At 67.1% G+C, this 25,382-nt stretch carries 24 protein-coding genes and 1 pseudogene; 3 read left to right on the top strand and 22 right to left on the bottom strand.

What is annotated here, in order from left to right; translation table 11 throughout:
* Position 1: 1 nt before the first annotated feature.
* The 17 genes from ACFOPO_RS14550 to ACFOPO_RS14470 all read right to left on the bottom strand — a co-directional run bounded on the left by ACFOPO_RS14550 (position 2) and on the right by ACFOPO_RS14470 (position 15,756).
* Positions 2-1,069, bottom strand: coding sequence for an HD domain-containing phosphohydrolase (locus tag ACFOPO_RS14550; RefSeq protein ID WP_386704051.1), 1,068 nt, complete (start codon positions 1,067-1,069; stop codon positions 2-4).
* Between the two features lie 112 nt (positions 1,070-1,181).
* Entirely contained in the window at positions 1,182-2,717 is a 1,536-nt protein-coding gene (lysS, locus tag ACFOPO_RS14545) for a lysine--tRNA ligase (protein WP_386704049.1), read from the bottom strand.
* 35 nt (positions 2,718-2,752) lie between these two features.
* A protein-coding gene (gene prfB, locus ACFOPO_RS14540) for a peptide chain release factor 2 (protein ID WP_386704048.1) occupies positions 2,753-3,881 on the bottom strand; the annotation gives its coding sequence in 2 pieces (ribosomal slippage) (positions 2,753-3,805 and positions 3,807-3,881; 1,128 coding nt in all).
* Positions 3,882-3,997: 116 nt separating this feature from the next.
* The gene (locus ACFOPO_RS14535) at positions 3,998-4,627 is read right to left on the bottom strand and encodes a DUF1232 domain-containing protein (RefSeq protein WP_386704046.1); all 630 of its coding nucleotides are present in this window, start codon (positions 4,625-4,627) and stop codon (positions 3,998-4,000) included.
* Positions 4,628-4,762: 135 nt separating this feature from the next.
* On the bottom strand, positions 4,763-5,593 hold the full coding sequence (locus ACFOPO_RS14530) for a 2OG-Fe(II) oxygenase (RefSeq protein WP_386704044.1): 831 nt from the start codon (positions 5,591-5,593) through the stop codon (positions 4,763-4,765).
* Positions 5,594-5,620: 27 nt separating this feature from the next.
* Complete coding sequence (locus ACFOPO_RS14525; RefSeq protein WP_386704042.1) at positions 5,621-6,106, bottom strand: type II secretion system protein; 486 nt, start codon at positions 6,104-6,106, stop codon at positions 5,621-5,623.
* Positions 6,081-6,464: a type II secretion system protein gene (locus tag ACFOPO_RS14520; RefSeq protein ID WP_386704040.1), complete on the bottom strand. Its 384-nt coding sequence runs from the start codon at positions 6,462-6,464 to the stop codon at positions 6,081-6,083. Before ACFOPO_RS14520 ends, ACFOPO_RS14525 begins: the two co-directional genes overlap by 26 nt.
* Positions 6,458-6,940 (bottom strand): type II secretion system protein, encoded by a 483-nt coding sequence (locus ACFOPO_RS14515; protein ID WP_386704039.1) that lies wholly within the window; start codon positions 6,938-6,940, stop codon positions 6,458-6,460. The genes ACFOPO_RS14520 and ACFOPO_RS14515 overlap by 7 nt, the downstream gene beginning before the upstream one ends.
* A complete protein-coding gene (locus ACFOPO_RS14510; protein ID WP_386704038.1) occupies positions 6,937-8,862 on the bottom strand; it encodes a secretin N-terminal domain-containing protein in 1,926 nt (641 codons plus the stop codon). The genes ACFOPO_RS14515 and ACFOPO_RS14510 overlap by 4 nt, the downstream gene beginning before the upstream one ends.
* 1 nt (position 8,863) lies before the next feature.
* On the bottom strand, positions 8,864-9,406 hold the full coding sequence (locus tag ACFOPO_RS14505) for a hypothetical protein (protein ID WP_386704037.1): 543 nt from the start codon (positions 9,404-9,406) through the stop codon (positions 8,864-8,866).
* Positions 9,403-9,921 (bottom strand): hypothetical protein, encoded by a 519-nt coding sequence (locus ACFOPO_RS14500; RefSeq protein WP_386704036.1) that lies wholly within the window; start codon positions 9,919-9,921, stop codon positions 9,403-9,405. The genes ACFOPO_RS14505 and ACFOPO_RS14500 overlap by 4 nt, the downstream gene beginning before the upstream one ends.
* Positions 9,918-10,448: a hypothetical protein gene (locus ACFOPO_RS14495; protein ID WP_386704034.1), complete on the bottom strand. Its 531-nt coding sequence runs from the start codon at positions 10,446-10,448 to the stop codon at positions 9,918-9,920. Before ACFOPO_RS14495 ends, ACFOPO_RS14500 begins: the two co-directional genes overlap by 4 nt.
* Complete coding sequence (locus ACFOPO_RS14490; RefSeq protein WP_386704032.1) at positions 10,445-10,843, bottom strand: hypothetical protein; 399 nt, start codon at positions 10,841-10,843, stop codon at positions 10,445-10,447. Before ACFOPO_RS14490 ends, ACFOPO_RS14495 begins: the two co-directional genes overlap by 4 nt.
* A 417-nt stretch (positions 10,844-11,260) precedes the next feature.
* Positions 11,261-12,928 (bottom strand): GspE/PulE family protein, encoded by a 1,668-nt coding sequence (locus ACFOPO_RS14485; protein ID WP_386704031.1) that lies wholly within the window; start codon positions 12,926-12,928, stop codon positions 11,261-11,263.
* Positions 12,929-12,932: 4 nt separating this feature from the next.
* On the bottom strand, positions 12,933-13,970 hold the full coding sequence (locus ACFOPO_RS14480) for a type II secretion system F family protein (RefSeq protein WP_386704030.1): 1,038 nt from the start codon (positions 13,968-13,970) through the stop codon (positions 12,933-12,935).
* Positions 13,971-13,980: 10 nt separating this feature from the next.
* Entirely contained in the window at positions 13,981-14,424 is a 444-nt protein-coding gene (gene gspG, locus ACFOPO_RS14475; RefSeq protein WP_386704029.1) for a type II secretion system major pseudopilin GspG, read from the bottom strand.
* Positions 14,425-14,451: 27 nt separating this feature from the next.
* Positions 14,452-15,756, bottom strand: a complete 1,305-nt coding sequence (locus ACFOPO_RS14470) for a glycoside hydrolase family 18 protein (RefSeq protein ID WP_386704172.1) — start codon at positions 15,754-15,756, stop codon at positions 14,452-14,454.
* 53 nt (positions 15,757-15,809) lie between these two features.
* Here ACFOPO_RS14470 and ACFOPO_RS14465 point away from each other — a divergent pair, with 53 nt between their 5' ends.
* Both ACFOPO_RS14465 and ACFOPO_RS14460 read left to right on the top strand, forming a co-directional pair.
* Positions 15,810-16,037, top strand: coding sequence for a hypothetical protein (locus tag ACFOPO_RS14465; protein WP_386704179.1), 228 nt, complete (start codon positions 15,810-15,812; stop codon positions 16,035-16,037).
* Positions 16,038-16,180: 143 nt separating this feature from the next.
* Entirely contained in the window at positions 16,181-16,381 is a 201-nt protein-coding gene (locus tag ACFOPO_RS14460; RefSeq protein ID WP_386704177.1) for a hypothetical protein, read from the top strand.
* Positions 16,382-16,395: 14 nt separating this feature from the next.
* Here the strand turns inward: ACFOPO_RS14460 and ACFOPO_RS14455 are convergent.
* A pseudogene (locus ACFOPO_RS14455) lies at positions 16,396-16,545 on the bottom strand (carbohydrate-binding protein); the annotation flags it as partial.
* 298 nt (positions 16,546-16,843) lie between these two features.
* Between ACFOPO_RS14455 and ACFOPO_RS14450 the strand changes: the two are divergent.
* Positions 16,844-18,766 carry a M4 family metallopeptidase gene (locus ACFOPO_RS14450; protein WP_386704028.1) on the top strand — a complete coding sequence of 641 codons (1,923 nt, stop codon included), beginning with the start codon at positions 16,844-16,846 and terminating at the stop codon, positions 18,764-18,766.
* A gap of 50 nt (positions 18,767-18,816) precedes the next feature.
* Here the strand turns inward: ACFOPO_RS14450 and recJ are convergent, their stop codons facing one another.
* The 4 genes from recJ to carB all read right to left on the bottom strand — a co-directional run bounded on the left by recJ (position 18,817) and on the right by carB (position 25,379).
* On the bottom strand, positions 18,817-20,541 hold the full coding sequence (gene recJ / locus ACFOPO_RS14445; RefSeq protein ID WP_386704027.1) for a single-stranded-DNA-specific exonuclease RecJ: 1,725 nt from the start codon (positions 20,539-20,541) through the stop codon (positions 18,817-18,819).
* Positions 20,538-21,506 (bottom strand): phosphoglycerate mutase, encoded by a 969-nt coding sequence (locus tag ACFOPO_RS14440; RefSeq protein ID WP_386704026.1) that lies wholly within the window; start codon positions 21,504-21,506, stop codon positions 20,538-20,540. Before ACFOPO_RS14440 ends, recJ begins: the two co-directional genes overlap by 4 nt.
* Positions 21,507-21,531: 25 nt before the next feature.
* Positions 21,532-22,008, bottom strand: a complete 477-nt coding sequence (greA, locus tag ACFOPO_RS14435; RefSeq protein WP_386704024.1) for a transcription elongation factor GreA — start codon at positions 22,006-22,008, stop codon at positions 21,532-21,534.
* A 119-nt stretch (positions 22,009-22,127) separates the two neighbouring features.
* On the bottom strand, positions 22,128-25,379 hold the full coding sequence (gene carB / locus ACFOPO_RS14430) for a carbamoyl-phosphate synthase large subunit (protein WP_386704022.1): 3,252 nt from the start codon (positions 25,377-25,379) through the stop codon (positions 22,128-22,130).
* Positions 25,380-25,382 lie beyond the last annotated feature (3 nt).

Raw genomic sequence — 25,382 nt, 5'->3', positions numbered from 1 at the left:
GCTACTCCATGCCGGGGCGCGCGGAAACCGTTGAATAGCGGTTGCAGATATCCTCGAGCCGCTCGCGCGAGCGGATCAGGGCGTCGACGCAGCGCGGATCGAACAAGCGTCCCCGCTGCGCGTACAGGTAGCCAAGTGCCGCATCCGCGTCCCAGGCCTTCTTGTACGGTCGTGGCGAGATCAGCGCATCGAAGACATCCGCGACCGCCACTATCCTGGCTTCCAACGGAATTTCCTCGCCCACCAGGCCGTCAGGGTAGCCGCTGCCGTCGTAACGTTCGTGATGACGCAGGGCGATCAGCGCGCCGGCCTGGATGAAGCGGTTCTGGCTGCCGCTGAGCAGCTCGTAGCCGATGCGCGGGTGGCGGCGCATGACCGCGGTCTCGTCCTCGGTCAGCGGGCCGGATTTCATCAGCACCGCATCGGGGATGGCGATCTTGCCGATGTCGTGCAGCGGCGCGGCCATTTCGATGACGCGCACCTCGTCCTCGAACATGCCCAGCTGCTCGGCGATCAGGCCGGCGACATGGGCCATGCGCTCCAGGTAGGCACTGGTGCCGGCATCGCGGTACTCGATCGCGCGGGCCAGTCGCGACAGCGTCTCGCGCTCGCGCTCCTCGACCTCGTGCATGCTCGACAGCAGGCGCTGTTCCAGCGACAGCGCACGCTGCTTCACGTTCTCCGACTGCTGGCGCAGCTGCAACAAGTTGCGGCAACGGGCGCGCAGTTCGCGCGGGCGTACCGGCTTGACCAGGAAATCGATGACGCCCGCTTCCAGCGCGGCCTGTCGCACCGGCTCGTCGCCGACCACGGTCACCAGGATGATCGGGATGTCGCGGTGCATCGGCAGGCGACGGAAACGCCTGGCGAACTCCAGTCCATCCAGCGCCGGCATGCGGTAGTCCAGCAGCAACAGGTCGGGCTGGTTGCTCTCGCACCATCCCAGCGCCGCCTCGGGATCGCCGAAGTCCGAAACCCTCAGTTCGGACGATATGTCTTCAATGATGTGGCGCAGCATGGTGCGCGCAGAGGTTTGATCATCAACGATGACGACGTTCACACCGGACATCCATTAGAGCCGCCACCCCCTGTGGTGGCCTCGGTACCGAGGATACCCCGCGGCGCGCTCGTCCGCAGGGTTCGTGGCAACGGTCGTCCAAGCCGATGCTGTCGGTTCAGGCTCAGCCGCCCGTCTCGGGACGCATGTACGGGAACAGCAGGACGTCGCGGATCGACGTCGAGCCGGTCATCAGCATCACCAGGCGGTCGATGCCGATGCCCAGGCCGCCGGTGGGCGGCAGGCCCACCTCCAGGGCGCGGATGTAGTCGGCGTCGAAGTGCATGGCCTCGTCGTCACCGCCCTCCTTGGCCTCGACCTGGGCGCGGAAGCGCTCGGCCTGGTCCTCGGGGTCGTTGAGCTCGGAGAAGCCGTTGGCCAGCTCCTTGCCGTTGATGAACAGCTCGAAGCGGTCGGTCAGCTCCGGGTCGCGGTCGCTGGCGCGGGCCAGCGGGCTGACCTCGACCGGGTGGTCGATGATGAAGGTCGGCTGCACCAGGGTGTGCTCGACGGTCTTCTCGAAGATGTCCAGCAGCAGCTTGCCCCAGCCGTTGCCCGGCTTGGTCGCGATGCCCAGGCGGGCGCAATGCGCACGCATCTTCGCGACGTCGCGCAGGTCCTCGCGGGCGATCTCCGGGTTGTGCTCGAGCACGGCATCGGTCATCGACCAGCGGCGGAAGGCCGGGCCGACGTCGATGTCGTGACCTTCCCAGTGGAGCTTCGTGGTGCCCAGCACGCCCTGGGCGACGTCGCGGATCACGCCTTCCGTCAGGTCCATGATCTCGGTGTAGGTGGCGTAGGCCTCGTACAGCTCGAGCATGGTGAACTCGGGGTTGTGCCGGGTCGACACGCCCTCGTTGCGGAAGTTGCGGTTGATCTCGTAGACGCGCTCCAGGCCACCGACGACCAGGCGCTTGAGGTACAGCTCCGGCGCCACGCGCAGGTAGAGCTCCAGGTCGAGCGCGTTGTGGTGCGTGACGAAGGGCTTGGCCGCGGCGCCGCCGGGGATGTAATGCATCATCGGCGTCTCGACCTCGAGGAAGCGTCGGGCGTCGAGCCAGGCGCGCATGGCGCGGATGATCTTGGAGCGCTTGACGAAGACGTCGCGCGCCTCGGGCGTCACGATCAGGTCGACATAGCGCTGGCGGTAACGCTGCTCGACGTCCGCCATGCCGTGGAACTTGTCCGGCAACGGGCGCAGCGCCTTGGTCAGCAGGCGCAGGCTTTCGGCCTTGAGCGACAGCTCGCCGGTACGGGTACGGGTGAGCTCGCCCTCGGCGGAGACGATGTCGCCCAGGTCCAATTCCTTGAACACCTCGTAGGCGTCGCCCAGCAGGTCCTTCTTCAGCCACAGCTGCAGACGCCCGGATTCGTCCTGGATCTGCGCGAAACCCGCCTTGCCCATGTCGCGCTTGAGCAGCACGCGACCGGCGATGGCCACGCGGTGGCGCTTGCCGTCCAGCGCCTCGGCCGTCCACTGCTCAGCGTCGGCGTAGGCGTCCTGCAGGTCGCCGACAAAGTCGGCGCGGCGGAAGTCATTGGGGAACGCGATGCCCTGCCCGCGCAGCGCCGTGAGTTTGGCGCGACGCTCGGCGATGAGCCGGTTCTCGTCCGGCGCGGTGCCGTCGGTGTGCGTCTGGGGCGTGGGCTGGTCGGTCATGGGTTTTTGATCTTGCTGGGAGGTGGAAATGTAGATCAGACGGCGTCGGCGCGCTTGGAGCCCGCTTCCAGGCCCGATTTCAGGCTGGCTTCGACGAACTCGTCGAGGTCGCCGTCGAGGACCTTCTGCGTGTCGCTGCGCTCGATGCCGGTGCGCAGGTCCTTGATGCGGCTCTGGTCGAGCACGTAATTGCGGATCTGGCTGCCCCAGCCGATGTCGGACTTGGTCGCCTCGACTGCATCGCGTTCGGCGTTGCGCTTCTGGATCTCGAGCTCATAGAGCTTTGCGGCCAGCATCTTCATCGCGTTGTCGCGATTCTGGTGCTGGCTGCGGCCGGTCTGGCAGGCCACGACAATGCCGGTCGGCACGTGCGTGATTCGCACCGCCGATTCGGTCTTGTTGACGTGCTGGCCGCCGGCGCCGGACGAACGGTAGACGTCGGTCTTCAGGTCGGCCGGATTGATGTCGATGTCGATGTTGTCATCGACTTCCGGCGACACGAACACAGAGGTGAAGCTGGTGTGGCGGCGGTTGTCGGAGTCGAACGGCGACTTGCGCACCAGGCGGTGCACGCCGGTTTCGGTCTTGAGCCAGCCGTAGGCGAAATCGCCTTCGACGCGCAGCGTGGCCGACTTGATGCCGGCGACGTCGCCACCGCTGACTTCCATCAGCTCGGTCTTCCAGCCGCGCGATTCGCACCAGCGCAGGTACATGCGCAGCAGGATCTCGGCCCAGTCCTGGGCCTCGGTGCCACCGGCGCCGGCCTGGATGTCGACGAAGGCGTTGGCCGCGTCCATCTTGCCGGAGAACATGCGGCGGAACTCGAGCTTCTCGACTTCCTTGGCGTAGCGCTCGACGTCGTCGACCACCGCCAGCGCGGTGCCCTCGTCGTCTTCCATTTCGGCCAGTTCCAGCAGCTCGCCCGCGCCGACGAGACCGTCGGTGAGGTTGCGGATGCCATCGACGACCTTTTCCAGGGAGGAGCGCTCACGGCCCAGGCCCTGGGCACGCTCGGAGTCGTTCCAGATATCGGGGCTTTCGAGTTCGCGGTTTACTTCTTCGAGACGTTCGACTTTGCTGTCGTAGTCAAAGATACCCCCTGAGCGAATCCAGCCGACCGGTGAGGTCGGCGATTCGCTGGCGGACGGGATTGAGTTCGATCATGTCCGTGCGGTGCGGTCAAAGGAACCGCAAATTGTAGCAGCCCGGCATCTCCCGGGCGCAGGGGCAGCCGGGTCCCACCGGGCCCGCCCCCTGCCCCGCGTGCTCACCGACACTCGTCAGCGGAACTTGAACGGACCGGGCCGCCAGCTGTTGTCCGTGTAGCGGCTGACCGGGCTGCCGTAGCCGCTGCTGGAGCCGTAGCCCTGGCCGAAGCCCCGGCCGGACTCGCGCCCGCGGCGGCGGTGCATGCGTTCCTGGAGTTCGTCGCGACGGCCCTGCAGCCAGTCGGCACGGCCGACGGTTTCGGGCTGCAGGCCGCGCCGCTCGGCTTCGCGCTCGCGGAACTCGCAGAAGTCGTCATAGGCCTCGATCTCGTGCGACAGCTTGCGCGCGCACAGTTCGATCATCACCGCGTCGTCGAGGAAGCCGAACACCGGAATGTCGTCGGGAATGATGTCGATCGGCGCTGCCAGGTAATTGAGGGCGGCACGCACCCGGAGCGAATCCTCGTCGGACAGCGCCCAGGCCTCGTCGCGCAGCATCGCGATCAGCGTGCCCAGGGCCGGCAGGCGCTGCTTCACGAAGATCGGCGGATTGCCCTGCTGTGCCTTTTCCAGCAGCACGGTGGCGGCCGCCACGATCTCCTCGTTGCTCTTGCCTTCCGCGTCCTTTTTGGCAGCTTCGATCTGGCCGGTGAACCGCTCCAGGTCCTCGTCCGAGAAGTCGATCGTGAGAGTCAACGACATGGCTTGCTCCGTGGTCGGTGAAGGCGATCCACTCAGCCTAGGGACTTGTTTGTTGAATCCGCGTCAATGCCGGTCCCGCCGGCCGGTCGCTGGACCACCCCGCCGCCGAGGTGACGCGGGTACCGACCGTCCGGGTCACCCGTAGGGATGCTGCCGCACCCACTTGGTCGCGATCCACTTCTCGCCGCCCGCCACCGGCGCGCCACCGTGCAGGCTGGTGGTGTCCAGCCGCCCCTGGCCATCGCAGTAGGCGAAGTACAGCGCGCTGCCGCAACGCGGAACGAAAGCGGCGCCCGCCAGGGGGAAGATCGTTTCGCCACCCGCCTCGGGGCTGTTGAGGTAGAGGATCAACGAGGCCGTCCGCTGCCCGCCGCGCGCCAGGTGGCGAGCGCTGCCGGCCTGCTCCGGCGGGAAGTAGTCGTAGTGCGGCCGGTACTCGCCGCCGGTCCGGTAGCGCAGTACCTGCAGGCCTTCGCCATGGTCGACCGGGACCTGCATCAGCTCGGCCAGGCGCGCCTCGATGCCGGCGATGGTCTCGTCGTGGCCGCGGACGAAACAGGCCCCCTCGCTGCTGCGCGCTTCGATCTGCGCCATCTCGCCGGTGTCGGGGGACACCACCGTCGACGGCCGCATCTGCTTCTTCGACTGCGCGATGAGGTAATCGCACTCCCGCGCCGACAGCACGTTGTCCAGCAACACGGCGGCAGGCCGTTCGAGGCGGGCAATCACGCGCATCAGGCGTCCGCCGATCGTGGCCCGGTTGGCCAGGCGGAGGGCGAATCGATCGGGCCAGCATGGGGCTGTCGAGGTCCGGGCTATCCCAATCTCCGTCAGTGCCTGCGCCACCGCCTGGGCGGCTTCGTCACCGTCGATGCATTTGGCGATCATCGCCTGCACCAGTGAGTCGGGCGTGCAGCCGCGCTCGAGGTTCTCGCGCAGCCAAGAGGTCCAGTCAGCGGAAAGCATGTGTGGGCCTCCAGGAAGCGAGTGATCTCATCGCCGCATCCGTCCGGACGAGGGATAGTGGGTGAACTTCCATTCCTGGTAGCTGGACTTCATCGCGAAGCTGGCGTCCTGCGGCGGAAATCCCTGCTGCTTCAACGGCACGCCCGTGGCCGAACTGTTGACGCCGTAGATCTCGCCTTCCGGGCCGGTGATCAGCAGCCAGTCGCCGCCGGTCATGGGATCGGGGTAAAGCGCGCGCAGGTGATGGCGCGGATAAGGCACGCGCGGATCCACCAGCAGGTCCTCCAGGCGAGTCGGATAGCCGCCGCCCCCGTCGGCCATCGCATAGCTGCGGATGGCCTCGCGGATCGCATCGCCGTGGCGCAGCAGCTGTGCTTCCTTCGTCCGCTGCACCTGCAGGCTCCACAGGGTGCCCACTTCCATCAGGTAGATGCCGATCAACGCCACGCACAGCAGCGCGGCGAGGATGCCAAAGCCGCGCTGCGGCCTACCAGGTGCTGTAGTCGGTGCCATCCTTGCCCTTGCCCCGGGCGCCGCTGCGCACGTCGTAGATGCCGGCCTCGCCGTCCGCCGGCGCCACCAGCGTCCAGGTGGTGCGGCTGCCGGTGAGGGTATCGGTGGGGACCTCGCGCAGGTATCGGCCCTCGACCAGTTCCTGCAGCGTCTGCGGGTAGCGACCGCGGTCGGCGTGGAAGTGATCGATCGATACCCTCATCACGGTCAGGTTCTCGCGCAGCACCGTCTCCTTGGCCCGGTCGGCCTGCTCGAAGTAGCGCGGCACCACCAGCGTCAACAGCGCGCCCATGATGGCCAGCACCACCAGAAGCTCGATCAGGGTGAATCCCTGTCGCTCGGTGGCGCGCCTCACCACGTGCGATACGCCGTGCCATCCAGCGCGGCGCCCTCCGACCGTGAGTACACGTCGTAGACATCGAGCCCCTCGCCGGGCGAGTCCGGTGGACTGGCGTAGCTGCGCAGGCCCCAGGTCTGGGCATCGCCGCGACTGGGGCAATCGCAGGTCGGATCACGCGGAATGCGCCTGAGGAAGTAGATCCGCGCGCCGCCGGCGCTGCCCTTGTCGACCGCGCCTTCCACCAGCACGTCGAGTGTCGGCGGGTAGCCACTGTCGTCGACCGATTTGTCGACCCTGCCCTCGTCGGTCGCCGCCTTGTACGCGTCGATGGCATCGCGGATCTGCCACAGCGCACGCCGCAGTTCGTCTTCGCGCGAGCGCTGCGCCGCGACCTGGGTCAGCGGCAACGCCACCATGGCCAACGTCGCCATGATCGCGAGCGTGACCAGCAGCTCGATCAAGGTGAATCCGCGAGGTGCCATGGGCAGGCTCATCTGCGCCTGCCCTGCGGTGGCGACGGAGGCGGCGACGGAGGTGGCGATTGCGCCGCTGGCGTTGCACCAGGCGGTGGCGCGGCTGCAGCGCCTTTCTGCCCCGGCGAAGGCGTCGCGCCCCCCTGCATCGTCGCCGGGGCTGGTGCAGTGGCTGCCGCACCGTCGCGCTGCGTGACCAGGTGCGTCTCGGTGCCGGAATAGAAGTCGGTGATGCTGTCGACCGGAACGCCCTGGTTGCGCACGATGTGCGGCGTGAGCAGCAGGATCAGTTCGGTCCGCCGCTTGTCGCTGCCGCGCGTGCCGAAGATGCGGTCGAGGATGGGGATGCGGCTCAGGCCGGGGATGCCGGTGCCGCCGGCCTGCTCGTTGCGCTGCAGGAGGCCGGCCAGCGCCTGCGTCTGGTTGTTGCGCACGCTCATCACCGTTTCGGCCGTGCGCGTGCCGATCTGGTAGGCCACCAGCCCGGTGCTGGTGGTGATCGTATCGGTGACGCTCGACACCTCCAGCCGCAACTTGACCTGGACTTCATCGTTGCTGCTGATGATCGGTTCGGCTTCCAGTGACAGGCCGACATCCTGGTAGTTGATGCTCTCGGTGCTGAAGTTGTCCGACAGCGTGGTCGTCACCACCGGCAGGCGATCGCCGATCAGCACCTTGGCCTTCTCGCGGTTGCGCACGCGGATGCGCGGATTGGCCAGCGTGTTGGTCCTGCCTTCGCGCTGCAGCATGTCCAGGGCAAGCGAAGGCGCGCCCAGCCGCACCAGGATGTCACCGCTGTTGAGGCTCCTGAGCTCCTCCAGGGTCAGCAGTCCCGGCGTGTTCCGCCCGGGAATGTCGCTGCCGGCCGCGGGGCTCGCGGTGAACTCGATGCGATCCGGATACAGCAACCCGAACTGCAGCAGATCGGTCGCCGATACTTCCAGCACCTCGGCCTCCAGCACGACCTCGGCCGGTGTCACGTCCATCGCCGCGATCAGGCGCTCGGCCACGCCGATGGCCTCTTCGGAGTCGCGCATGATGATCGCGTTGGTGCGTTCGTCCAGCACCACATCGCGGGTCTTGACCATCTGCTTGAGCGCGGCGAGCACCTGCGGCGCCTGGGCGTTCTGGAGATAGAAGGTGCGCACCGTGAGGTCGCGGTACTCCATCTCCTTGTCCGGCCGGCGCGGATAGATGAGCAGTGCGTTGCCACTGACGACCTTGCTGGCCAGCTGGTTGGACTGAAGGACCAGCGACAGCACCTGCTTGATCGGGGTATTGGTGGCATAGATGGTGGTAGGCGCGGTCGATACGACTTCGCGATCGAAGGTGAAGTTCAGCCCGGTGATGTTCGACATCAACTCGAAGATGCTGATCAGCGGCTGGTCGCGGAACTGCACGGTGATCGGACGGTCGAGATCGCGCGTCAGCACGGGTCCGGACTTGCCGCCATCGGGCGCCTGGAGGGCGTCGCGCAGACGTCCGGCCTGCAGATTGCCCGGTTGCCTGGACAGCACCTCGCTGGCGATTGCAAGCGCCTCCTGCGGGCGTTGGGTCATCACCGATTCGGCGTACTTGAGCTTCGAGTCGATCTGCGCCTGGCGATCGATCCACTCCATCATCGCGCGCGGGGGCTGTTCGTCCGGGGCGATCGCGATGGCCTTGCCGACCCACTCCCTGGCCTGCACCGGGTCGCCGGCCTCGTATGCGGCTACTGCCTTGCGCAGGTGCTCGTTGACCACGTCCCGCCTGACCTGCAGGTACCTGCTGCGCAACGCCAGGTCATCGGGATGCGCCGCCGATTGTTCCGCAAGCCACGGCAATGACGTTTCCGGCGTCTGCTTCGCGAGCATCGAATCCATCTGCTCGTGGCGCATGTCGCTGGCGCAACTGGTCAACAATGCCAGCGCGGCGGATGCAACGAGGGACCAGACGGCTCGCATGTCATCCCCCCAACGACATCTGCTGCAGGCGCTTCATCGGCAGGTAAACGAACCGGACTTCCTGACTCGTCACTTTGTCGATCCGGTACGAGCCCAACAGGACGTCGCCTTCGCGGTAGAAGCCCGACTGACGGCACGCAACACACACGGGGAACTCCCGACCCTGGGCGGTAAGGACCGCGTAGAACCCACCGCTGTTGTCCAGCCACAACGCACCGATCGCGAACGGCAACGGTGGAGGTTGCGTGGGCGTTGGCAGTGCGTCCGTCACCTGCGGGGGCGGTGGCGGTGGTGGCGCCCAGTCCTGATGGGGGAAGAGATCGACGAATTGCGCCGGATCGACCTGCATGGGCGGAGGCGGCACTGCAGCCGCGCCGGGCCGCCGCGCTGCCGGCTTCACGGGCGCGGGCGACGCACCTGGCTGCACCATCTCCGCGCGGTCCCAACGGTCAACGATTCCCACCGCGCCAAGGACCACTGCAGCGAGCCCCAGCCAGGGCGCAGCACGCTTCACCCCTGGCCGCCACTGGCGGGCACGCTTCACGACACAACCTCCACCAGCAACGAACACTGGATCCGGATCGCAAGCTGCGTCTGGCCGATGTCTTGCCGCGACAGCGTCAGGTGCTCGATGCGAACCCCTGGAAGTTGCCGCAGGTCGGCGGTGAACGCACGGAACTGGCGATAGTCGCTGTTGAAGGATGCCTCCACCAGGTAACGACGCAGACGAGTGCCATCGGACGGCTCGGCCTGGTAGACGGCACTGGGAATGACGAGGCCATGACGGGCGGCGATGGCATGGAAGCTGTGCAGGAACACCGAGAAGCGCTGGTCGGCACTGGCCTTGTCGAGTGCCGCTTCCGGCAGCGGCGGCGGCGCATGGGCCATGGCGACGGTGCGCGCGTCCAACTGCTCCCCGCGTTTGGCCAGATCCACCTGTAACGGCCGTACTTCGACCCAGGCAATGACCCCTGCAATGACCAGCACAACGACGGCCAGTCGACCGAGATTGCCCAGCCGCCACGATGCACGACGCAGTTCCCATTCGATGCGTTTCATTGCCGCCCCGATGGCGACGTGCGCCAGATCACCTGCACGCGTGTCTCCACCGCACTGCCAGCCGCTCCCTGCTTGCCGGTCTGCCGCTTCACCAGCACGCGCTCGGCAGCGGCCTGCATTTCCAGCCAGTCGACGTAGGCCAGCGCTTCCTGCGCCGACCGGGATTCGAACACCATGTCGATCTGGCGCGTGTCGGTGGCCAGGTCCAGCAACAGCAGGGCGATGCCCGGATTCCAGCCACGTTCCATCAGGTCGCGCGCCGGTTCCATTGCGTACCGCTGCTTGGCCATCAGTTCGAGCGCGCGTGCGTCGGCGGCGCCGCGGTGCGCATTGCCAATGACGCGACGGGCGTCCTCGCTGCGCCTGATCGCGGCTTCACGCGCATCGAGTGCATGACCGCGACCACGCAGCGCGTCCAGGTACTGGACCGCGGCCACCAGCATCGCAACCGCCAACACAAGGCTGGCCGTGAGCGCTGCCTGACCCGCGCGATGGGTCTGGTGCAGGTCGAAGCGCTGGACCTTCATGGCATGTCCCCGGCATGCGAAGGCAACCAGTGCGCGTCGGCCAGGCCGGCCAGCGCCGCCTGCATCCGTGCCGGCGCGATCAGATAGGTACGCTGCAGCGGCGCGGCACGACAAAGAAGCGCTGCGTCGCGTAGCACGGGGCCGATCTGCGCGACCGCCGGCAGCGCGACATAGCCCGTCCACTGCTGCTGATCGCGGAAGCCGACATGGGCGACCGAACTACGGCCGGCGCGCTCCTCGATCTGGATGATCGCGATCGAACCATCCTCGATCCGCGCCCGATGAAGGGACACGTCACGCATGAAGCCCGGCTCGATCCGGCCCAGGCGCAGCTTGTGCTCCTTGCACAGCCGGGCGATTCCTGCACACAGCGCTTCCGGGGCGGCCGCAGCCATGCGCGAGCGCCCCATGGGCCGTCTTCGATGCTGAACCGCCACGACTCCGGCGCACCGAGGCCGTCGAGCGCGAACTTCGTCCGCGCCGCGGCCAGCCAGTCGGCCGGTCGCGGCAGCGCCGCCCAGGGCAGGACGATGTAACAGGCGAACCGACCTGAAACCACCACCTCGACGCGATGCAAGCCACGCCCGCGTGGCGCGGGAAATGCCCTCCCAAGCAGCGTTTCGACTGCCGCCAGGGCCGCCGCAACATCACAGCTCGTGGTCAAGGCAACCTTCACCGGCGCATGACCGGCCGCCGCGCGCAGGCAAACGCATTCGTCATCGATCCACAGCATTCGGCGGATCCATACCGCCTCCACCGAAGACGCCATCGCCGAAAGCTGGCCGGCGACCCTCGCCGGCAATGCGCGTGCCCTACTCCACCAGCGTGACACGGTTCACCTCCGCCAAGGTTGTGCGGCCGTCGGCCACTGCGCGCAGGGCAACCTGGCGGATGGGCACGAAGCCGCTCTCGTGCGCGGCCTGCCGGAGCTCCTGCAATGGCCGGCGTTCCATGAAGCATTGCCGGATCGCATCGTTGAAACGCAGCACCTCGGCGACAGGTTGCCGGCCGAGATAGCCGGTCCTGCGACACGCATCGCAGCCTGCGCCTTTGCGCCATCGCCAGTCGCGGACCAGTGAGGGCCTCAGCGCCGAGGCCTGCAGCAGGGCCTCGTCCGGCGGCGCCTCGCACAGGCAATGTGGGCAATTGAGCCGCATCAGCCGCTGCGCCACCGCGCCGAGCATCGACGCGACGAAGCTGTGCATGTCCACGCCCATGTGCAGGAAACGGTCCAGCACCGCGAACACACTGTTGGCATGCACCGAAGTCAGCACCAGGTGACCGGTCAGGGCCGCCTGCACGGCGATACCGGCGGTCTCGCCGTCACGGATCTCGCCGACCAGGATCTTGTCGGGGTCGTGGCGAAGGATCGAACGCAGGCCTCGCGCGAACGTCAGGCCCTTCTTGTCGTTGATGGGAATCTGCAGCACCCCGGGCAGTTCGTATTCCACCGGGTCTTCGATCGTGATGATCTTTTCCTCGCCCGTGTTGATCTCCGACAAGGTCGCATAGAGCGTCGTCGACTTGCCCGAACCGGTCGGCCCGGTGACCAGGATCAGGCCATAAGGCTCATGGGCGATGGCGCGGATCGCGCTGACTACGTCGGCCTCGTGCCCGATCGCGTCCAGCCGCAATGGCGCGGCGTCGCGTTGCCCGCGTTGCTTGTCGAGCACGCGCAGCACCGCGTCCTCGCCGTGGATCGACGGCATGATCGAGACGCGGAAGTCGATGTCGCGCTGGTTGATGATGGCGCGGAACCGCCCGTCCTGCGGGATCCTGCGCTCGCCGATGTCCAGGTCGGCCATCACCTTCAAGCGCGACAGCACCTGCTCGGCGACATCGCTGCCGGCGGCGGAACCGGCAGCCAGCAGCACGCCGTCGATCCGGTACTTGACCACCAGGCCCGAGGCCGTGCTTTCGACATGGATGTCCGACGCCCTTGCCTTGAGCGCGTCGTACAGCGACGAATTGACCAGGCGGATCACCGGGTGGACGTCGGCGGCCAGCGTGGCCAGCGTGATCTTCATCCCGTCGCTGCCGGCGGCCTGCGCGTGGCCCATGTCGACCTGGCCCATCGCCTGGTGCTCGACCTCGTGCGTGGCCATGTAGGCCAGCAGAACGCCGGGTACGCAGAAACCGAAGCGGAACGGCACGCGCACCCGCTGCATGGCCCACGAACGCTGGCGTGGATCGAACGGATCGGCCAGGACCAGCAACGCAAGCCCGTCGGCATCGCGCGCCAGCAGGCAGTTGCGCGGCATGGCCTCGGCGAACGGCAGCACGTCGAAGCAGGGCGTGAGGGCGTCCAGCTCTCCCGCGTCCAGGCCCTGCAGGCCGGTGAGACGACCGACCCGCTGCAGGTACTGATCCGGATCCTGCCCGGCCTCGTTCCACATACGCACCTGCAACGAGCCGTCGCCCCCCCAGGCAATGGCCTGTCCTGCGTCGCGCTCCTGCCGCTCGTTGGAGATGGTCGTCATTGCCCTACCCCACGCTTCCAGCCAGCTGGAATATCGGCATGTACAGCAGGAACACGATCGTGCCGACGATGGCGCCGACCACCAGCATCAGCACCGGTTCCACCATCCGCATCAGTGTGTCGATGGCACGGTCCAGTTCGTCATCGCAGAACTCGGCCGAGCGCGTCACCATGGCCGCGACCTCACCGCTCTGCTCGCCGACCCGTATCAGGCGCTCGGCCACCGGCGTCGTCAGCTGTGCGGCAGGCAGCGCGGTCGACAGGGCCTTGCCGGCGCTGATGTCGCCCAGTGCCTGCGACAGCGACGGCTGCATCCGCGACGGCAACAGCTGCGACGACAGCTCCAGCGACGCCACCACCGACATGCCACCGGAGAGCAGCAATCCGAGGGTCCGGTAGAAGCGGGTCAGCGCGAACAGGCGCTGGTACTGGTCCATGCGCGGCAAGGCCCAGACAAGCCCGATCAACTTAGCCCGTACCTGCGCACTGCGAAGCGACAGCACCGCCAGCACCAGTGCGGTCACCATCGCGGCAAACAGCACGACGCCGTGGGCGTGCACCGTATCGCCCCACCACAGCATCAATCGCGCGGCCGCCGGCAGGTCCTTCATCGATGCATAGACCTGGCTGAACTTCGGCACCACGTAGAACGCCAGGAACAGGATGATCATCGCCCCGGTCGCGATCACGACCATCGGGTACACCATCGACGAGACCACTTTCTTCCGCACCACCGCCAGCCTGGCATCGTAGTGGTGGTAGCGCTTGAGCGCTTCGGCGAGATGTCCCGTGCGCTCGGCCGAAGCGACCGTCGCCACGTACAGCGCGGGAAACGAATCGGGCTGGCGTTCCAGCGCCTTCGACAGCGGCAGTCCCTCGCACAGCGCGTCGACGATGCCGGCCAGCACGCTCCGGTTGACGCCCTCGCCGCTCTTGTCGCGCAGCGTCTCCATCGTCTCGATCAGGCTGAGGCCCGCCTCCAGCAGTGCGATCAGTTCCTGCGTGAACAGCGAGCGGTCGAAACGCGGCTTGCGCAGGGCCATGTCGTCGCCCCTACTTGGCGACGATGTCGGCGTCTTCGCCGGTTCCGCCGGGCTTGCCGTCGGCGCCCAGCGTCAGCAGGTCGTAGTCCTTTCCACCCTCGCCGGGCGTGCGGAACACGTACGGCGCGCCCCAGGGGTCGGGCGGCACCTCGTTGTTCATGTACGGCCCGGCCCAACCGCGCAGATTGCCGGGATCGTCCGAAAGGGCTTGCAGGCCCTCTTCGCTGGTGGGAAACCGTCCCGTGTCCAGTCGATAACGGTCCAGAGCGTCGGCAATCGATTTCATCTGCGACGCCGCGGTCTTGCTCCTTGCCTTGCCGATCTCGCCGAACAGCTTCGGCCCGACGTATCCCGCCAGCAGCGCGATGATCAGCAGGACCACCAGCAATTCCAGCAAGGTGAAACCGCCGGCTTTGTGGCGAAGGGAGGCTGCGGGGGAAGGAGCAGCGTGCATGGTCGACTCCGGTGACGATGGCCGTGGCTACTTGTTGATCTCTCCCATCACCTTGGTCAGCTCCGCGCCTTCGGCGTCACCATCAAGCTCCCAGCTGAAGACACCGCGCAGGTTGTGCTGGCGCACGTAGTCGAGCTTCTCGCGCACGGTGGCCGGCGTGTCGTACGACCAGAAGGTCGTGCCGTCGTATTTCCACGCCTGCTTGCTGACCGGATGTTCGCGCACGATGCCCGGTGCGTTCTTGAGGATCTTGTAGTCCTCGATGCCCGCTTCGTAGCTGCCCGGGGCCTGCTTGCTGGCCGGTTGGTACAGCCCGTCGCCTTTCGGCCCGGCCGCCACGCCGGTCCAGCCGCGGCCGTAGAACGGAATGCCGACGACGATCTTCGAAGGCGGCACTCCGCCCTTCAGCAGCGCCTGGATCGCGCTGTCGACGTTGAACGTTGCACCGTTGCCCTTCGCGTTGGGGCTGTCGGGATCGAGATGCAGGTTGGACTGGAAGTCCGTCGGCCCCGTGGCCTCCCAACCACCGTGGAAGTCGTAGGACATGACATTGATCCAGTCGAGCGACTTGCTGTATTCGCCCGGTTCGGTGTTGGCGATCTTGTCGCCGCCCGACCCGATCGCCACGGTCAGCAGGTAGTGCTTTCCGTTCTGCTGGCCGATCGCATCGAGCTGCTTGCGGAACTCCGCCAACAACAGCGTGTAGTTGCGCTTGTCGTCGGGATCGACCGCGTTGTAGGGCATTCCACCACCACCCGGGAACTCCCAGTCGATGTCGATGCCGTCGAAGACACCGGCCGCGGCCGCGTCGCCGCCGGCATTGCTGGCCTGGTCGAACGGCAGGTTGCCCTTGATGTAGACATTGATGCACGAGCTCGCCAGTTGCTTGCGCAGCGCATCGGTCGCCGCCGCCTTGGCGAACCACCGCGACCAGGTCCAGCCGCCCAGCGAGATCATCACCTTCATCCCGGGATGCTTGGCCTTGAGCTTCTTGAACTGGTTGAAGTTGCCCTTGAGCGGCCCGGCTTTGCCGGTGCGCGGATCGTCCCAGGCCAATCCCCACGAATCGGCTACACCGTCTATGGACTCGGATGCGGTAAAGCCCTTCTGGTAGTCGGCCCAGCCGTCGCCACCGCTACCGGCTTGCGGGCTGTTGGAATCGCTCGGTTCGGCCTTGGTGATGATGTCGCACTCGTAGCCACCGTTCTTGGGGTAGAGGTTGCCGAAGGCATAGTTGACGAACGTCAGGTGCTGGGCCGCGCCACTGCTGGCGATGTCCTTGACCTGGTAGTTGCGCCCGTAGATGCCCCACTGCGCGAAGTAGCCGCCCACTTCCTTGCCGGACGACGGACCTGTTCCGGTGACAGGGCCTGGAGCCGGTGTTGGTGCCGGCGCCGGAGCTGGCGTTGGTGCCGGTGCCGGTGCCGGTGCCGGTGCCGGTGTTGGTGCCGGTGTTGGTGCTGGTGCTGGTGCGGGTGCGGGTGCGGGTGTTGGTGTTGGTGTTGGTGCTGGTGCTGGTGTTGGTGTTGGCGTTGGTGCCGGTGCCGGTGCCGGTGCCGGTGCCGGCGCTGGTGTTGGTGTTGGTGTTGGTGTTGGTGTTGGTGTTGGCGTAGGCGCCGGTGCCGGCGCCGAAGTGCCTCCACCACTCGAGCATGCCCCCATGTCCTGCCACACGCCCCACTCACCGGACTGCGCGGGGTTGTCGCCCTGGGTCCACCATTTGTTCTGGAAGATGCGGCCACCGTGCGTGACGCGCGTGCCCGCGTTTGCATATGTCGCGCCGGCGGACCAGGCAGCGCCGCAACTTCCCGATGAAGGACTTGGTGTCGGCGACGGCGACGGCGACGGTGAGGGTGAGGGCGACGGTGCCGGTGCCGGCGCTGGCGCACCGGTCGCGGCGCCGATGTCGCGCCATAGCGTCGGGCTGGCGTTGGGCGTCCAGCCGGCACCGGAGTAGGCCGTGTGTCCCTGCAGCGCCTGGTAGGTCCGCCCCTGGTAGGTGACCGTCGAACCGGCGCCGTAGGTAGCGCCTTCGCGCCACTCCGCGGAGATCGCGGCAGAGGAATAAGCCGCCAGCAGCGCCGCTGCGAGCAGTGACGCACGATACCTTTCCCGATTCATGGATACCCACCCGCCGCGGGTCGCAGTGCCTGAACAAGCGTTCAGCTTCGGCGCAAACGCTATAGGCCGGTACTTCGTCAGTCTTTAAGAATTGTCTGAAATTCCTGCAGGCACGACGGCGGCGAATGTCGTCTTTCTGCCGGCCGCGACGAGGTACCCGGATGGAAGTCGTCGAACCCGGGGCCGTCCCTGCGACGACCTTCCACGACAGCGCTGCGATCGCGCGTGCCGACGGCGGGCGCGTTCACGGCCACTCCGCAGTGCCACCTCGCGCAACAGTCAGGAGAGAAACATCCGCATGGACACCAAGCAGCGCGTACTGACCGCTTCGATCCTCCTCGCCATCGCTACCACCGCCACCACCGCATGGATGAAGTACGACCGGGATGCAGGCCCAGCTGCACCCGTTGCCAATGACACCCATCTCATGGACACCGGTACGCCTAGAACCTCACCGGCCACTTCGTCCGCGCACACATCGACCGCGCGCCGGCTCGGTTCCGGCTTCGTGCCGACGATCGTCGCTTCGGGGACGACGGCACCGGCGGAACTGCAACAGCACCCGGTGGTCGAGCAGGCACGCGAGCTGCTGCGCAAGCAGAAGCTCGCCTCTGCAGCCGCCGCCAACGGCGGACTGCCGGGCAGCGACGAAGCGCTCGCCGCCGAGGTCTATCGCGCACGTGACTTGATCATCGAAGCCGATGGCAGCCAGTACGTCCGCTTCGACCGGCAGTTCCAGGGATTGCCGGTGATCGGTGGCGGCATGGTCGCGCACATGAAGGACGGACAGCTGCGCTGGCTCAACAAGACGATGGACCTGCAACTCGGCGACGGTACTGCGCCCGCGCCGGCGCTTTCCGCCGACGACGCCATTGCCGACGCCTCTGCCTTCTTCATGGGGAGCACCCAGCAGCGACCCGAGGCCCGGATGGTCTACTTCGCCGAAGACAACCAGCCCAGGCTGGCCTACGAGGTGGCGTTCCGCGGTACCGACGAAGCGCAGCGTCCCGCACACGAACTTGTCTATGTCGACGCCGACAAAGGTGGCTTCCTCGGCAAGGACGCGCTGATCGTCAGCGCCACGCCGGCCACCGGCCGTGGCTTCACCATCGGCCGCGGCCAGGTTGCGCTGTCGACCAGCAAGGTCAGCGCCGCCGAGAGCGATGGACGCGGCAGGGGCTTCCTGTTGCGCGATGACCGTCGCGGTGGTGGCACCGTCCACGACCTGGCCGGTGCAAACGTGAATGCCGAAACCGCCGGCAACCACTTCCCGCAGCCGCCGATGTTCGACCTGGACAACCTCTGGGGTGACGAACGCACTGGCAATGCCGGCCGTTCGGCAGCAGAAGTGCACTACGGCGTCTCGGCCACCTGGGACTACTATCTCCAGCAGTACGAGCGCCACGGCATCCATGGCGACGCGACGGGCGTGAAGAGCTATGTCAACGGGAAGTTCGTCGGCGACGGTGGCGAAGCACTCAGCAACGCCAACGCCTTCTGGGACGGCAGCCAGTCGCACATGGTGTACGGAACCGGCGAGCCCGGCGTCACCCACCCGCTGGTCGCCATCGACGTTGCCGGCCACGAGATGACCCATGGCGTGACCGACGCCACCTCCAACCTGTTCTATTCGGCGGACGCCGGTGGTCTCAACGAATCCTCGTCCGACATCCACGGCACGCTGGTCGAATTCTTCGACAACAACGCCAACGATCCACCGGACTACCTGATGGGTGAAGGCGTCAGGATCGACGGTTCACCGTTGCGCTACCTGTTCAAGCCGAGCCTCGACCGGCGCTCGTTCGATTGCTATCCGGCCGGTGGATTCAAGGGTGACTTCATCTCGGTACGCGTGCTCGGCCACGACCCGCACTACACGTCGGGCGTCGGCAACCACTTCTTCTACCTGCTCGCCGAAGGGCAGGTCGTGCCGGCATCGCATCGCGCGACGGTGCGCACGTCCGACCTGACCTGCAACGGCGCGGTTGGCCTGGAAGGCATCGGTCGCGATGCCGCTGGAAAGATCTGGTACCGCGCCGGCCTGGCGATGACCGAACGCTTTACTTATCCGCAGGCGCGACAGGCCACGCAGGTCGCGGCGCAGGAACTGGTCGACAAGGGCCTGATGGAGGCAACCGTCGTGAACGCCGTCGCCTGTGCGTGGGAAGCGGTGTCGGTGCCCCTGCCCCGCGGTTCGTCGGCGGCGCGCTGCCTGAACTGATGCAACGCCTCCATCCCGCGCCGATCCTGGCGCGGGGTGGAGCTTCAGCACTACACCGGTTCGCTGTGCACGACCACCAGCTGCACGGCATCGCCGCCACGGTAGTCATCGGCTTCGAGACGATAGGCGATGCGCAGCCGCGACGGTGGCGGTTCACCCGACCAGCCGCCGAACTCGATGGCGTTGAGGCGAAGTCCGGCGAATCCGAGCACGAGCTTGAGGTGGCGTTCGCCGACGACACGCCAGCTGACCACTTCGAACTCGCCGTCGAATTGCGGCTCCGGGAATCCCTGCCCCCAGGGGCCACCGTCGCGCAGCGCTTCGGCGCTGGCGCGATTGAAGTCTGCCGCGCCCAGTTCGCCATCACTGAGGATGTCGGCCTGCAGCAGTTCCGGCGTCAGCGTGTCCTGCGCACATTGCTCGAAGGCCCTGGCAAACGCCGGGTATGCCTCGGCGCGCATCGACAATCCGGCCGCCATGGCGTGGCCGCCGAAACGCTCGATCAGGGTCGGATGGCGCGCGGCGACATCGGCCAGGGCATCGCGGATGTGGAATCCCGGAATCGATCGCGCCGATCCGCGCAGCGTGTCGCTGCCTGGCTCGGCCGGAGCGAAGGCAATGACCGGGCGATGCAGCCGCTCCTTCATCTTCGAGGCCACGAGGCCGACGACGCCGGGATGCCATTGCGCGTCGTACAGGCACACCGCGGCGGCAGCGACCTGACCCGGCAGATCAGGCGACGGCACGCGCGACAGTGCGAGCTCCGCTTCGTCGGTCATCTGCTGCTGCACCGCGCGGCGCTCGCTGTTGATCTCGTTCAAGGTCGCGGCGATGTCGCGCGCCCGCGCCAGGTCGTCGGTGAGCAGGCATTCGATGCCCAGTGACATGTCTTCCAGGCGCCCCGCGGCGTTGAGCCTCGGCGCCACGGCATAGCCGATGTCGGCAGCGGTGAGGCGGCTGGGATCGCGTTGCGAAACTTCGATCAGGGCGCGAAGGCCGACGCTGCCCTGCCCTGCGCGCAACCGGCGCAGGCCGGCTGCGACCAGTGCGCGGTTGTTCGCGTCGAGCGGCACCAGGTCGGCCACGGTGCCGACCGCGACCAGGTCGAGCAGCGTCGTCAGGTCCGGCCCCTGGCCGGTGAACGCCCCCTGCGTGCGCAGATGGCGACGCAGCGCCAGCAGCACGTAGAACATCACGCCGACGCCGGCCAGCACCTTGCTCGGGAACGCATCGCCGTGCAGGTTCGGGTCGACGATGGCATCGGCCGGCGGCAGCTGCTCGCCGGGCAAGTGGTGATCGGTGACGAGCACTTGCCAGCCACGCGCCTTTGCGGCGGTGATGCCGGCATGGCAGGCGATACCGTGATCGACCGTCACCAGCAGCTCGGGCTGCAGCATCGCCAGTTCGTCGACCAGCGCCGGAGACAGCCCGTATCCGTGGACCATGCGATTGGGCACCGCATGCGAGACACGGCGCGCACCGAGCATGCGCAGGCCACGCACGCCGACGGCGCAGGCAGTCGCACCGTCGCAATCGAAATCGCCGACGACGACGATGTGACGGTCTCCCGCTATCGCGGCCGACAACAGCGCCACGGCAGCATCGAGGCCGCCGAGGTCATCGGGTGCCAGCAAGTTGGCCAGTCGCGGCTGGGCCTGGTCGATGCTGGTCGCGCCGCGCGCCGCGTACAGGCGACGCAGCAACGGCGACAAGGTCTCTGGCCACTGTCCGGCCTGCTCGCAGTCGCGGCGGCGCAGCCTGGCGTGCGGCCTCATGCGGCGCTGCTTCCCGCAGCGGCCACGAACGAATGCAGCGGCTTGCGCCAGAAGCGCCAGCGCTGGCTGCGTGCCAGGTCGTAGCGTGCGCCATCGGCGAAGTCGAACTGCACGCTGTCGAGCTGGCCCTTCGCCAATGCGGCCAGCAACGGTGCGAACCAGTCGCGCTCCAGCAGTGCCAGGTCGCGACCGTCCCGCAGATCGAACAGCGCATCCTCGGCATTGCCGGGCCACGACATCGGTCGCGTATCGACCTGCGCACCGGACAGCGCGGCCAGCGCCGTCACCGCCTCGTCGTCACTGGCAATGCGGGCAAAGCGCGTGCGCACGTGATCAGGCAACACACCGGCGCCCCAGAACCACAGCGAGTTGACCGGCGCCAGGCCGGCCGCGATGCGGCGGGCGTTGAGCGGATGGTTGTGCAGCACCACCTGGGCTTCGCTCAGCAAGGCACGCCAGCGTCGACCTTCGTTGCCTTCGGGCAATTGGTCGAACATGTCGGCGCCCAGTGCCTGCTCGGGCGAGGTGAACTCCGGAAGCTTCGCACCCGGCGGCAGGCGCAGGTACCAGCGCGAGGGCACCGGCGCGTCGATCGGGAAGCCGGTGTCGCCAAACAGTGGCTTGAGCGGGCGCAGCAACTCGGCTGCATCCGCGGCGGTGAGGCCCAGGGCCTGGCCGTAGGACAGCAGGCGTGCGCCGTTGATGTCCGGCTGCACGTAGGCCGGATCGGCACGCAGCCACACCGCGTTGATGGCGTCGCCAGCATCACGCTGGCGTGCCGCCGCGGCGACGGGCAAGCCGCGCGGAAGCACGTCGAGCACGCGCGCGATCTGCGCGCGACCGTCAATGGAGGGATCGGCTGCCGCCTGGCTGCGGTCCGCGCGGGCCAGGGCCTTGCCTGTGGCGGGCGAAAGTCGCTGACCGCCGAAGCGTTCGCGGGCCGGCAGGAGCAGCGTGATCGTCAAGGCGCGATCGTCAGGAGCGTGAGCATCAGCCGGCGTAACTGACGCCGACGATCTCGTACTCGCGGATGCCACCCGGTGCTTCGATGGTCACCGTGTCGCCTTCGTGCTTGCCGATCAGCGCACGCGCCACCGGCGACGAAATCGCGATCAGGCCCTGCTTGATGTCCGCTTCCAGGTCGCCAACGATCTGGTAGCTGCGCTCTTCGTCGGTCTCGCTGTCGGCCAGGTCGACCTTGGCACCGAAGACCACGCGCGAACCGGCATTCAGCGATGCCACGTCGATGATCTGCGCATGCGACAGCTCGGCTTCGAGCTGCTTGATGCGGCCCTCGATGAAGCCCTGCTGCTCGCGCGCGGCGTGGTACTCGGCGTTCTCCTTGAGATCGCCATGGGCGCGCGCCTCGGAGATCGCATTGATCACGGCCGGACGCTTGACCGACTTGAGTTCTTCAAGCTCGGCGCGCAGGCGCTGGGCGCCGTGCAGGGTGATGGGTGCTCGCATTGCAGTTTCCTTTGGATCCGGCCCAACGGCCGGCTACGGCTTCGATAGCCGGATTCTGTATCAGATGGTATCAAGCCGTCATCCCCGCGCAGGCGGGAATGACGGTCTTCGGTACGGGCTTACGCCGCGCCGTCGATTTCCTTGTGCAGTTCCTGCAAGGACCACACCGGACCCGTGCCGCGGTACTCGAGCGAGTTGACCAGTGCACGCGCGCCGGACACCGTCGTCGAATAGGTCACGCGATGCTGCAGCGCTTCGCGGCGGATCGAGAACGAGTCGTTGATCGCCTGGCGGCCTTCGGTGGTGTTGACGATGTAGACCAGCTCGCCGTTCTTGATCAGGTCGACCACGTGCGGGCGCCCTTCGGTGACCTTGTTGATGCGCTCGCAGTGGATGCCCTGCGCGGTCAGGAAGGCGTGCGTGCCCTCGGTGGCGACCAGGCTGTAGCCACGCTTGACCAGGTCCTGCGCGACCGGCAGCACGCGGCTCTTGTCCGGATCGCGCACCGACACGAACACCTTGCCGCCCTGCGGCAGCGCCTTGATGCCGCCGGCTTCCTGCGCGCGCGCCATCGCCGCGCCGAAGTTGCGGCCAACGCCCATCACTTCGCCGGTGGAACGCATCTCCGGTCCGAGGATCGGATCCACGCCCTGGAACTTGGCGAACGGGAAGATCGCTTCCTTGACCGAGTAGTACTCGGGAATGATCTCCTTGGTCGCGCCCTGCTCAGCCAGGGTCTGGCCGACCATGCAGCGCGCCGCGATCTTGGCCAGCGCCATGCCGGTCGCCTTGGACACGAACGGCACCGTGCGCGAGGCACGCGGGTTCACTTCGATCAGGTAGATCGTCTCGTTGCCCTGCTCGTCGAAGGTGATCGCGAACTGGGTGTTCATCAGGCCGACGACCTTGAGCGACTTGGCAAGCGCCCGCACCTGGTCGCGCAGCTTGTCCTGCACGGCCGGCGTCAGCGAGTACGGCGGCAGCGAGCACGAGGAGTCGCCCGAGTGCACGCCGGCCTCTTCGATGTGCTCCATCACGCCGCCGATCAGGACGTTGCCATCCTTGTCGGCGATGACATCGACGTCGACTTCGACGGCGTTGTCGAGGAAGCGGTCGAGCAGCACCGGCGAGTCGTTGGACACCTTGACCGCGTCGCGGATGTAGCGCGTCAGGTCGGAATCGCCGTAGACGATTTCCATCGCGCGGCCGCCGAGCACGTAGCTCGGGCGCACCACCAGCGGGTAGCCGATCTGCGACGCCAGCAGCAGCGCCTCGTCCGGGTTGCGCGCGGTGCGGTTGAGCGGCTGTGCCAGGCCCAGGTCCTGCACCAGCTTCTGGAAGCGCTCGCGGTCCTCGGCCAGGTCGATGCTGTCCGGGGTGGTACCGACGATCGGCACGCCATTGGCTTCCAGCGCACGCGCCAGCTTGAGCGGGGTCTGGCCGCCGTACTGGACGATCACGCCCTTGGGCTTCTCCAGGTCGGCGATCTCGAGCACGTCCTCGAGGGTGAGCGGCTCGAAGTACAGGCGATCGGAGGTGTCGTAGTCGGTCGAGACCGTCTCCGGGTTGCAGTTGACCATGATGGTTTCATAGCCGTCCTCGCGCAGGGCGAGCGCGGCATGCACGCAGCAGTAGTCGAACTCGATGCCCTGGCCGATGCGGTTGGGACCGCCGCCAAGCACGATGATCTTGTCGCGGTTGGTCGGGTTGGCTTCGCACTCGTCCTCGTAGGTCGAGTACATGTAGGCGGTGGTGGTGGCGAACTCGGCCGCGCAGGAGTCCACGCGCTTGTACACCGGACGCACGCCGAAGGCGCGACGCAGGGTGCGCACGGCGGTCTCGTCGGTGCCGGTCAGCTGCGCCAGGCGCGCGTCGGAGAAGCCCATGCGCTTGAGTGCGCGCATGCGGTTCTTGTCGAGCGCCGACAGGCCGGCTTCGGCGACCTGCTTCTCGGCGGCGATGAGTTCTTCGATCTGGTCGAGGAACCACGGGTCCACGAATGACATCGCATGGACGTCTTCGACGCTCATGCCGGCACGGAAGGCGTCGCCGATGAAGAACATGCGCTCCGGGCCCGGCTCCTTCAGTTCGCGGCGCAGCGTTGCCAGGTCCTGCTCGCTGGACAGGTCCAGGCCCGTGGGGTCGAGGCCGACCTTGCCGGTTTCCAGGCCACGCAGGGCCTTGTGCAGCGATTCCTGGAAGGTGCGGCCCATCGCCATCACCTCGCCCACCGACTTCATCTGCGTGGTCAGGCGGGCGTCGGCCTGCGGGAACTTCTCGAAGGCGAAGCGCGGGATCTTGGTGACGACGTAGTCGATCGTCGGCTCGAACGATGCCGGGGTGGCGCCGCCGGTGATCTCGTTGCGCAGCTCGTCCAGCGTGTAACCGACGGCGAGCTTGGCGGCGATCTTGGCGATCGGGAAGCCGGTGGCCTTGGACGCCAGCGCCGAGGAACGCGACACGCGCGGGTTCATCTCGATGACGACGACGCGACCGTCCTTGGCGTTGATGCCGAACTGCACGTTGGAACCGCCGGTGTCGACACCAATCTTGCGCAGCACCGCAATGGAGGCATCGCGCAGGCGCTGGTATTCCTTGTCGGTCAGGGTCTGCGCGGGGGCCACGGTGATCGAGTCACCGGTGTGCACGCCCATCGCATCGAAGTTCTCGATCGAGCAGACGATGATGCAGTTGTCCGCCTTGTCGCGGACCACTTCCATCTCGAATTCCTTCCAGCCCAGCACCGATTCCTCGACGAGGATTTCGTGCACGGGCGACAGCTCGAGGCCGCGCTTGGCGATCTCCTCGAACTCTTCCTTGTTGTAGGCGATGCCGCCGCCGGTGCCGCCGAGGGTGAACGACGGACGGATGATGGTCGGGTAGCCGACGCGCGTCTGGATGTCGACGGCCTGCTCGAAGCTGCGCGCGACCTCGGCCTTCGGGCACTCCAGGCCGATCTCGGCCATGGCGACGCGGAACAGCTCGCGGTCTTCGGCCATGCGGATCGCGTCGCGCGAGGCGCCGATCAGCTCGACGTTGTACTTCTCCAGCACGCCGTTGTCGGCCAGGTCGAGCGCGCAGTTCAGCGCGGTCTGGCCGCCCATCGTCGGCAGCAGCGCGTCCGGGCGTTCCTTGGCGATGATCTTCTCGACCGTCTGCCAGTTGATCGGCTCGATGTACACGGCGTCGGCCATGTTCGGGTCGGTCATGATGGTCGCGGGGTTGGAATTGACCAGCACCACGCGGTAACCCTCGTCACGCAGGGCCTTGCATGCCTGGGCGCCTGAATAATCGAATTCGCAGGCCTGGCCGATCACGATCGGGCCAGCGCCGATGATCAGGACGGTCTTGATGTCGGTGCGCTTGGGCATGGT

This window comes from Lysobacter sp. GCM10012299, from assembly GCF_042649405.1.
Lineage (GTDB): Bacteria > Pseudomonadota > Gammaproteobacteria > Xanthomonadales > Xanthomonadaceae > Lysobacter_J.
This window is presented reverse-complemented; position numbering and strand designations above follow the sequence as displayed.

What these genes read in the sequence shown, in the direction of transcription:
- ACFOPO_RS14550 (WP_386704051.1), bottom strand. Translation starts at nt 1,069, where the DNA reads ATGTCCGGTGTGAACGTCGTCATCGTTGATGATCAAACCTCTGCGCGC.
- lysS (WP_386704049.1), bottom strand. Translation starts at nt 2,717, where the DNA reads ATGACCGACCAGCCCACGCCCCAGACGCACACCGACGGCACCGCGCCG.
- ACFOPO_RS14535 (WP_386704046.1), bottom strand. Translation starts at nt 4,627, where the DNA reads ATGTCGTTGACTCTCACGATCGACTTCTCGGACGAGGACCTGGAGCGG.
- ACFOPO_RS14530 (WP_386704044.1), bottom strand. Translation starts at nt 5,593, where the DNA reads ATGCTTTCCGCTGACTGGACCTCTTGGCTGCGCGAGAACCTCGAGCGC.
- ACFOPO_RS14525 (WP_386704042.1), bottom strand. Translation starts at nt 6,106, where the DNA reads ATGGCACCGACTACAGCACCTGGTAGGCCGCAGCGCGGCTTTGGCATC.
- ACFOPO_RS14515 (WP_386704039.1), bottom strand. Translation starts at nt 6,940, where the DNA reads ATGAGCCTGCCCATGGCACCTCGCGGATTCACCTTGATCGAGCTGCTG.
- ACFOPO_RS14510 (WP_386704038.1), bottom strand. Translation starts at nt 8,862, where the DNA reads ATGCGAGCCGTCTGGTCCCTCGTTGCATCCGCCGCGCTGGCATTGTTG.
- ACFOPO_RS14500 (WP_386704036.1), bottom strand. Translation starts at nt 9,921, where the DNA reads ATGAAACGCATCGAATGGGAACTGCGTCGTGCATCGTGGCGGCTGGGC.
- ACFOPO_RS14495 (WP_386704034.1), bottom strand. Translation starts at nt 10,448, where the DNA reads ATGAAGGTCCAGCGCTTCGACCTGCACCAGACCCATCGCGCGGGTCAG.
- ACFOPO_RS14490 (WP_386704032.1), bottom strand. Translation starts at nt 10,843, where the DNA reads ATGGCTGCGGCCGCCCCGGAAGCGCTGTGTGCAGGAATCGCCCGGCTG.
- ACFOPO_RS14485 (WP_386704031.1), bottom strand. Translation starts at nt 12,928, where the DNA reads ATGACGACCATCTCCAACGAGCGGCAGGAGCGCGACGCAGGACAGGCC.
- ACFOPO_RS14480 (WP_386704030.1), bottom strand. Translation starts at nt 13,970, where the DNA reads ATGGCCCTGCGCAAGCCGCGTTTCGACCGCTCGCTGTTCACGCAGGAA.
- gspG (WP_386704029.1), bottom strand. Translation starts at nt 14,424, where the DNA reads ATGCACGCTGCTCCTTCCCCCGCAGCCTCCCTTCGCCACAAAGCCGGC.
- ACFOPO_RS14450 (WP_386704028.1), top strand. Translation starts at nt 16,844, where the DNA reads ATGGACACCAAGCAGCGCGTACTGACCGCTTCGATCCTCCTCGCCATC.
- recJ (WP_386704027.1), bottom strand. Translation starts at nt 20,541, where the DNA reads ATGAGGCCGCACGCCAGGCTGCGCCGCCGCGACTGCGAGCAGGCCGGA.
- greA (WP_386704024.1), bottom strand. Translation starts at nt 22,008, where the DNA reads ATGCGAGCACCCATCACCCTGCACGGCGCCCAGCGCCTGCGCGCCGAG.
- carB (WP_386704022.1), bottom strand. Translation starts at nt 25,379, where the DNA reads ATGCCCAAGCGCACCGACATCAAGACCGTCCTGATCATCGGCGCTGGC.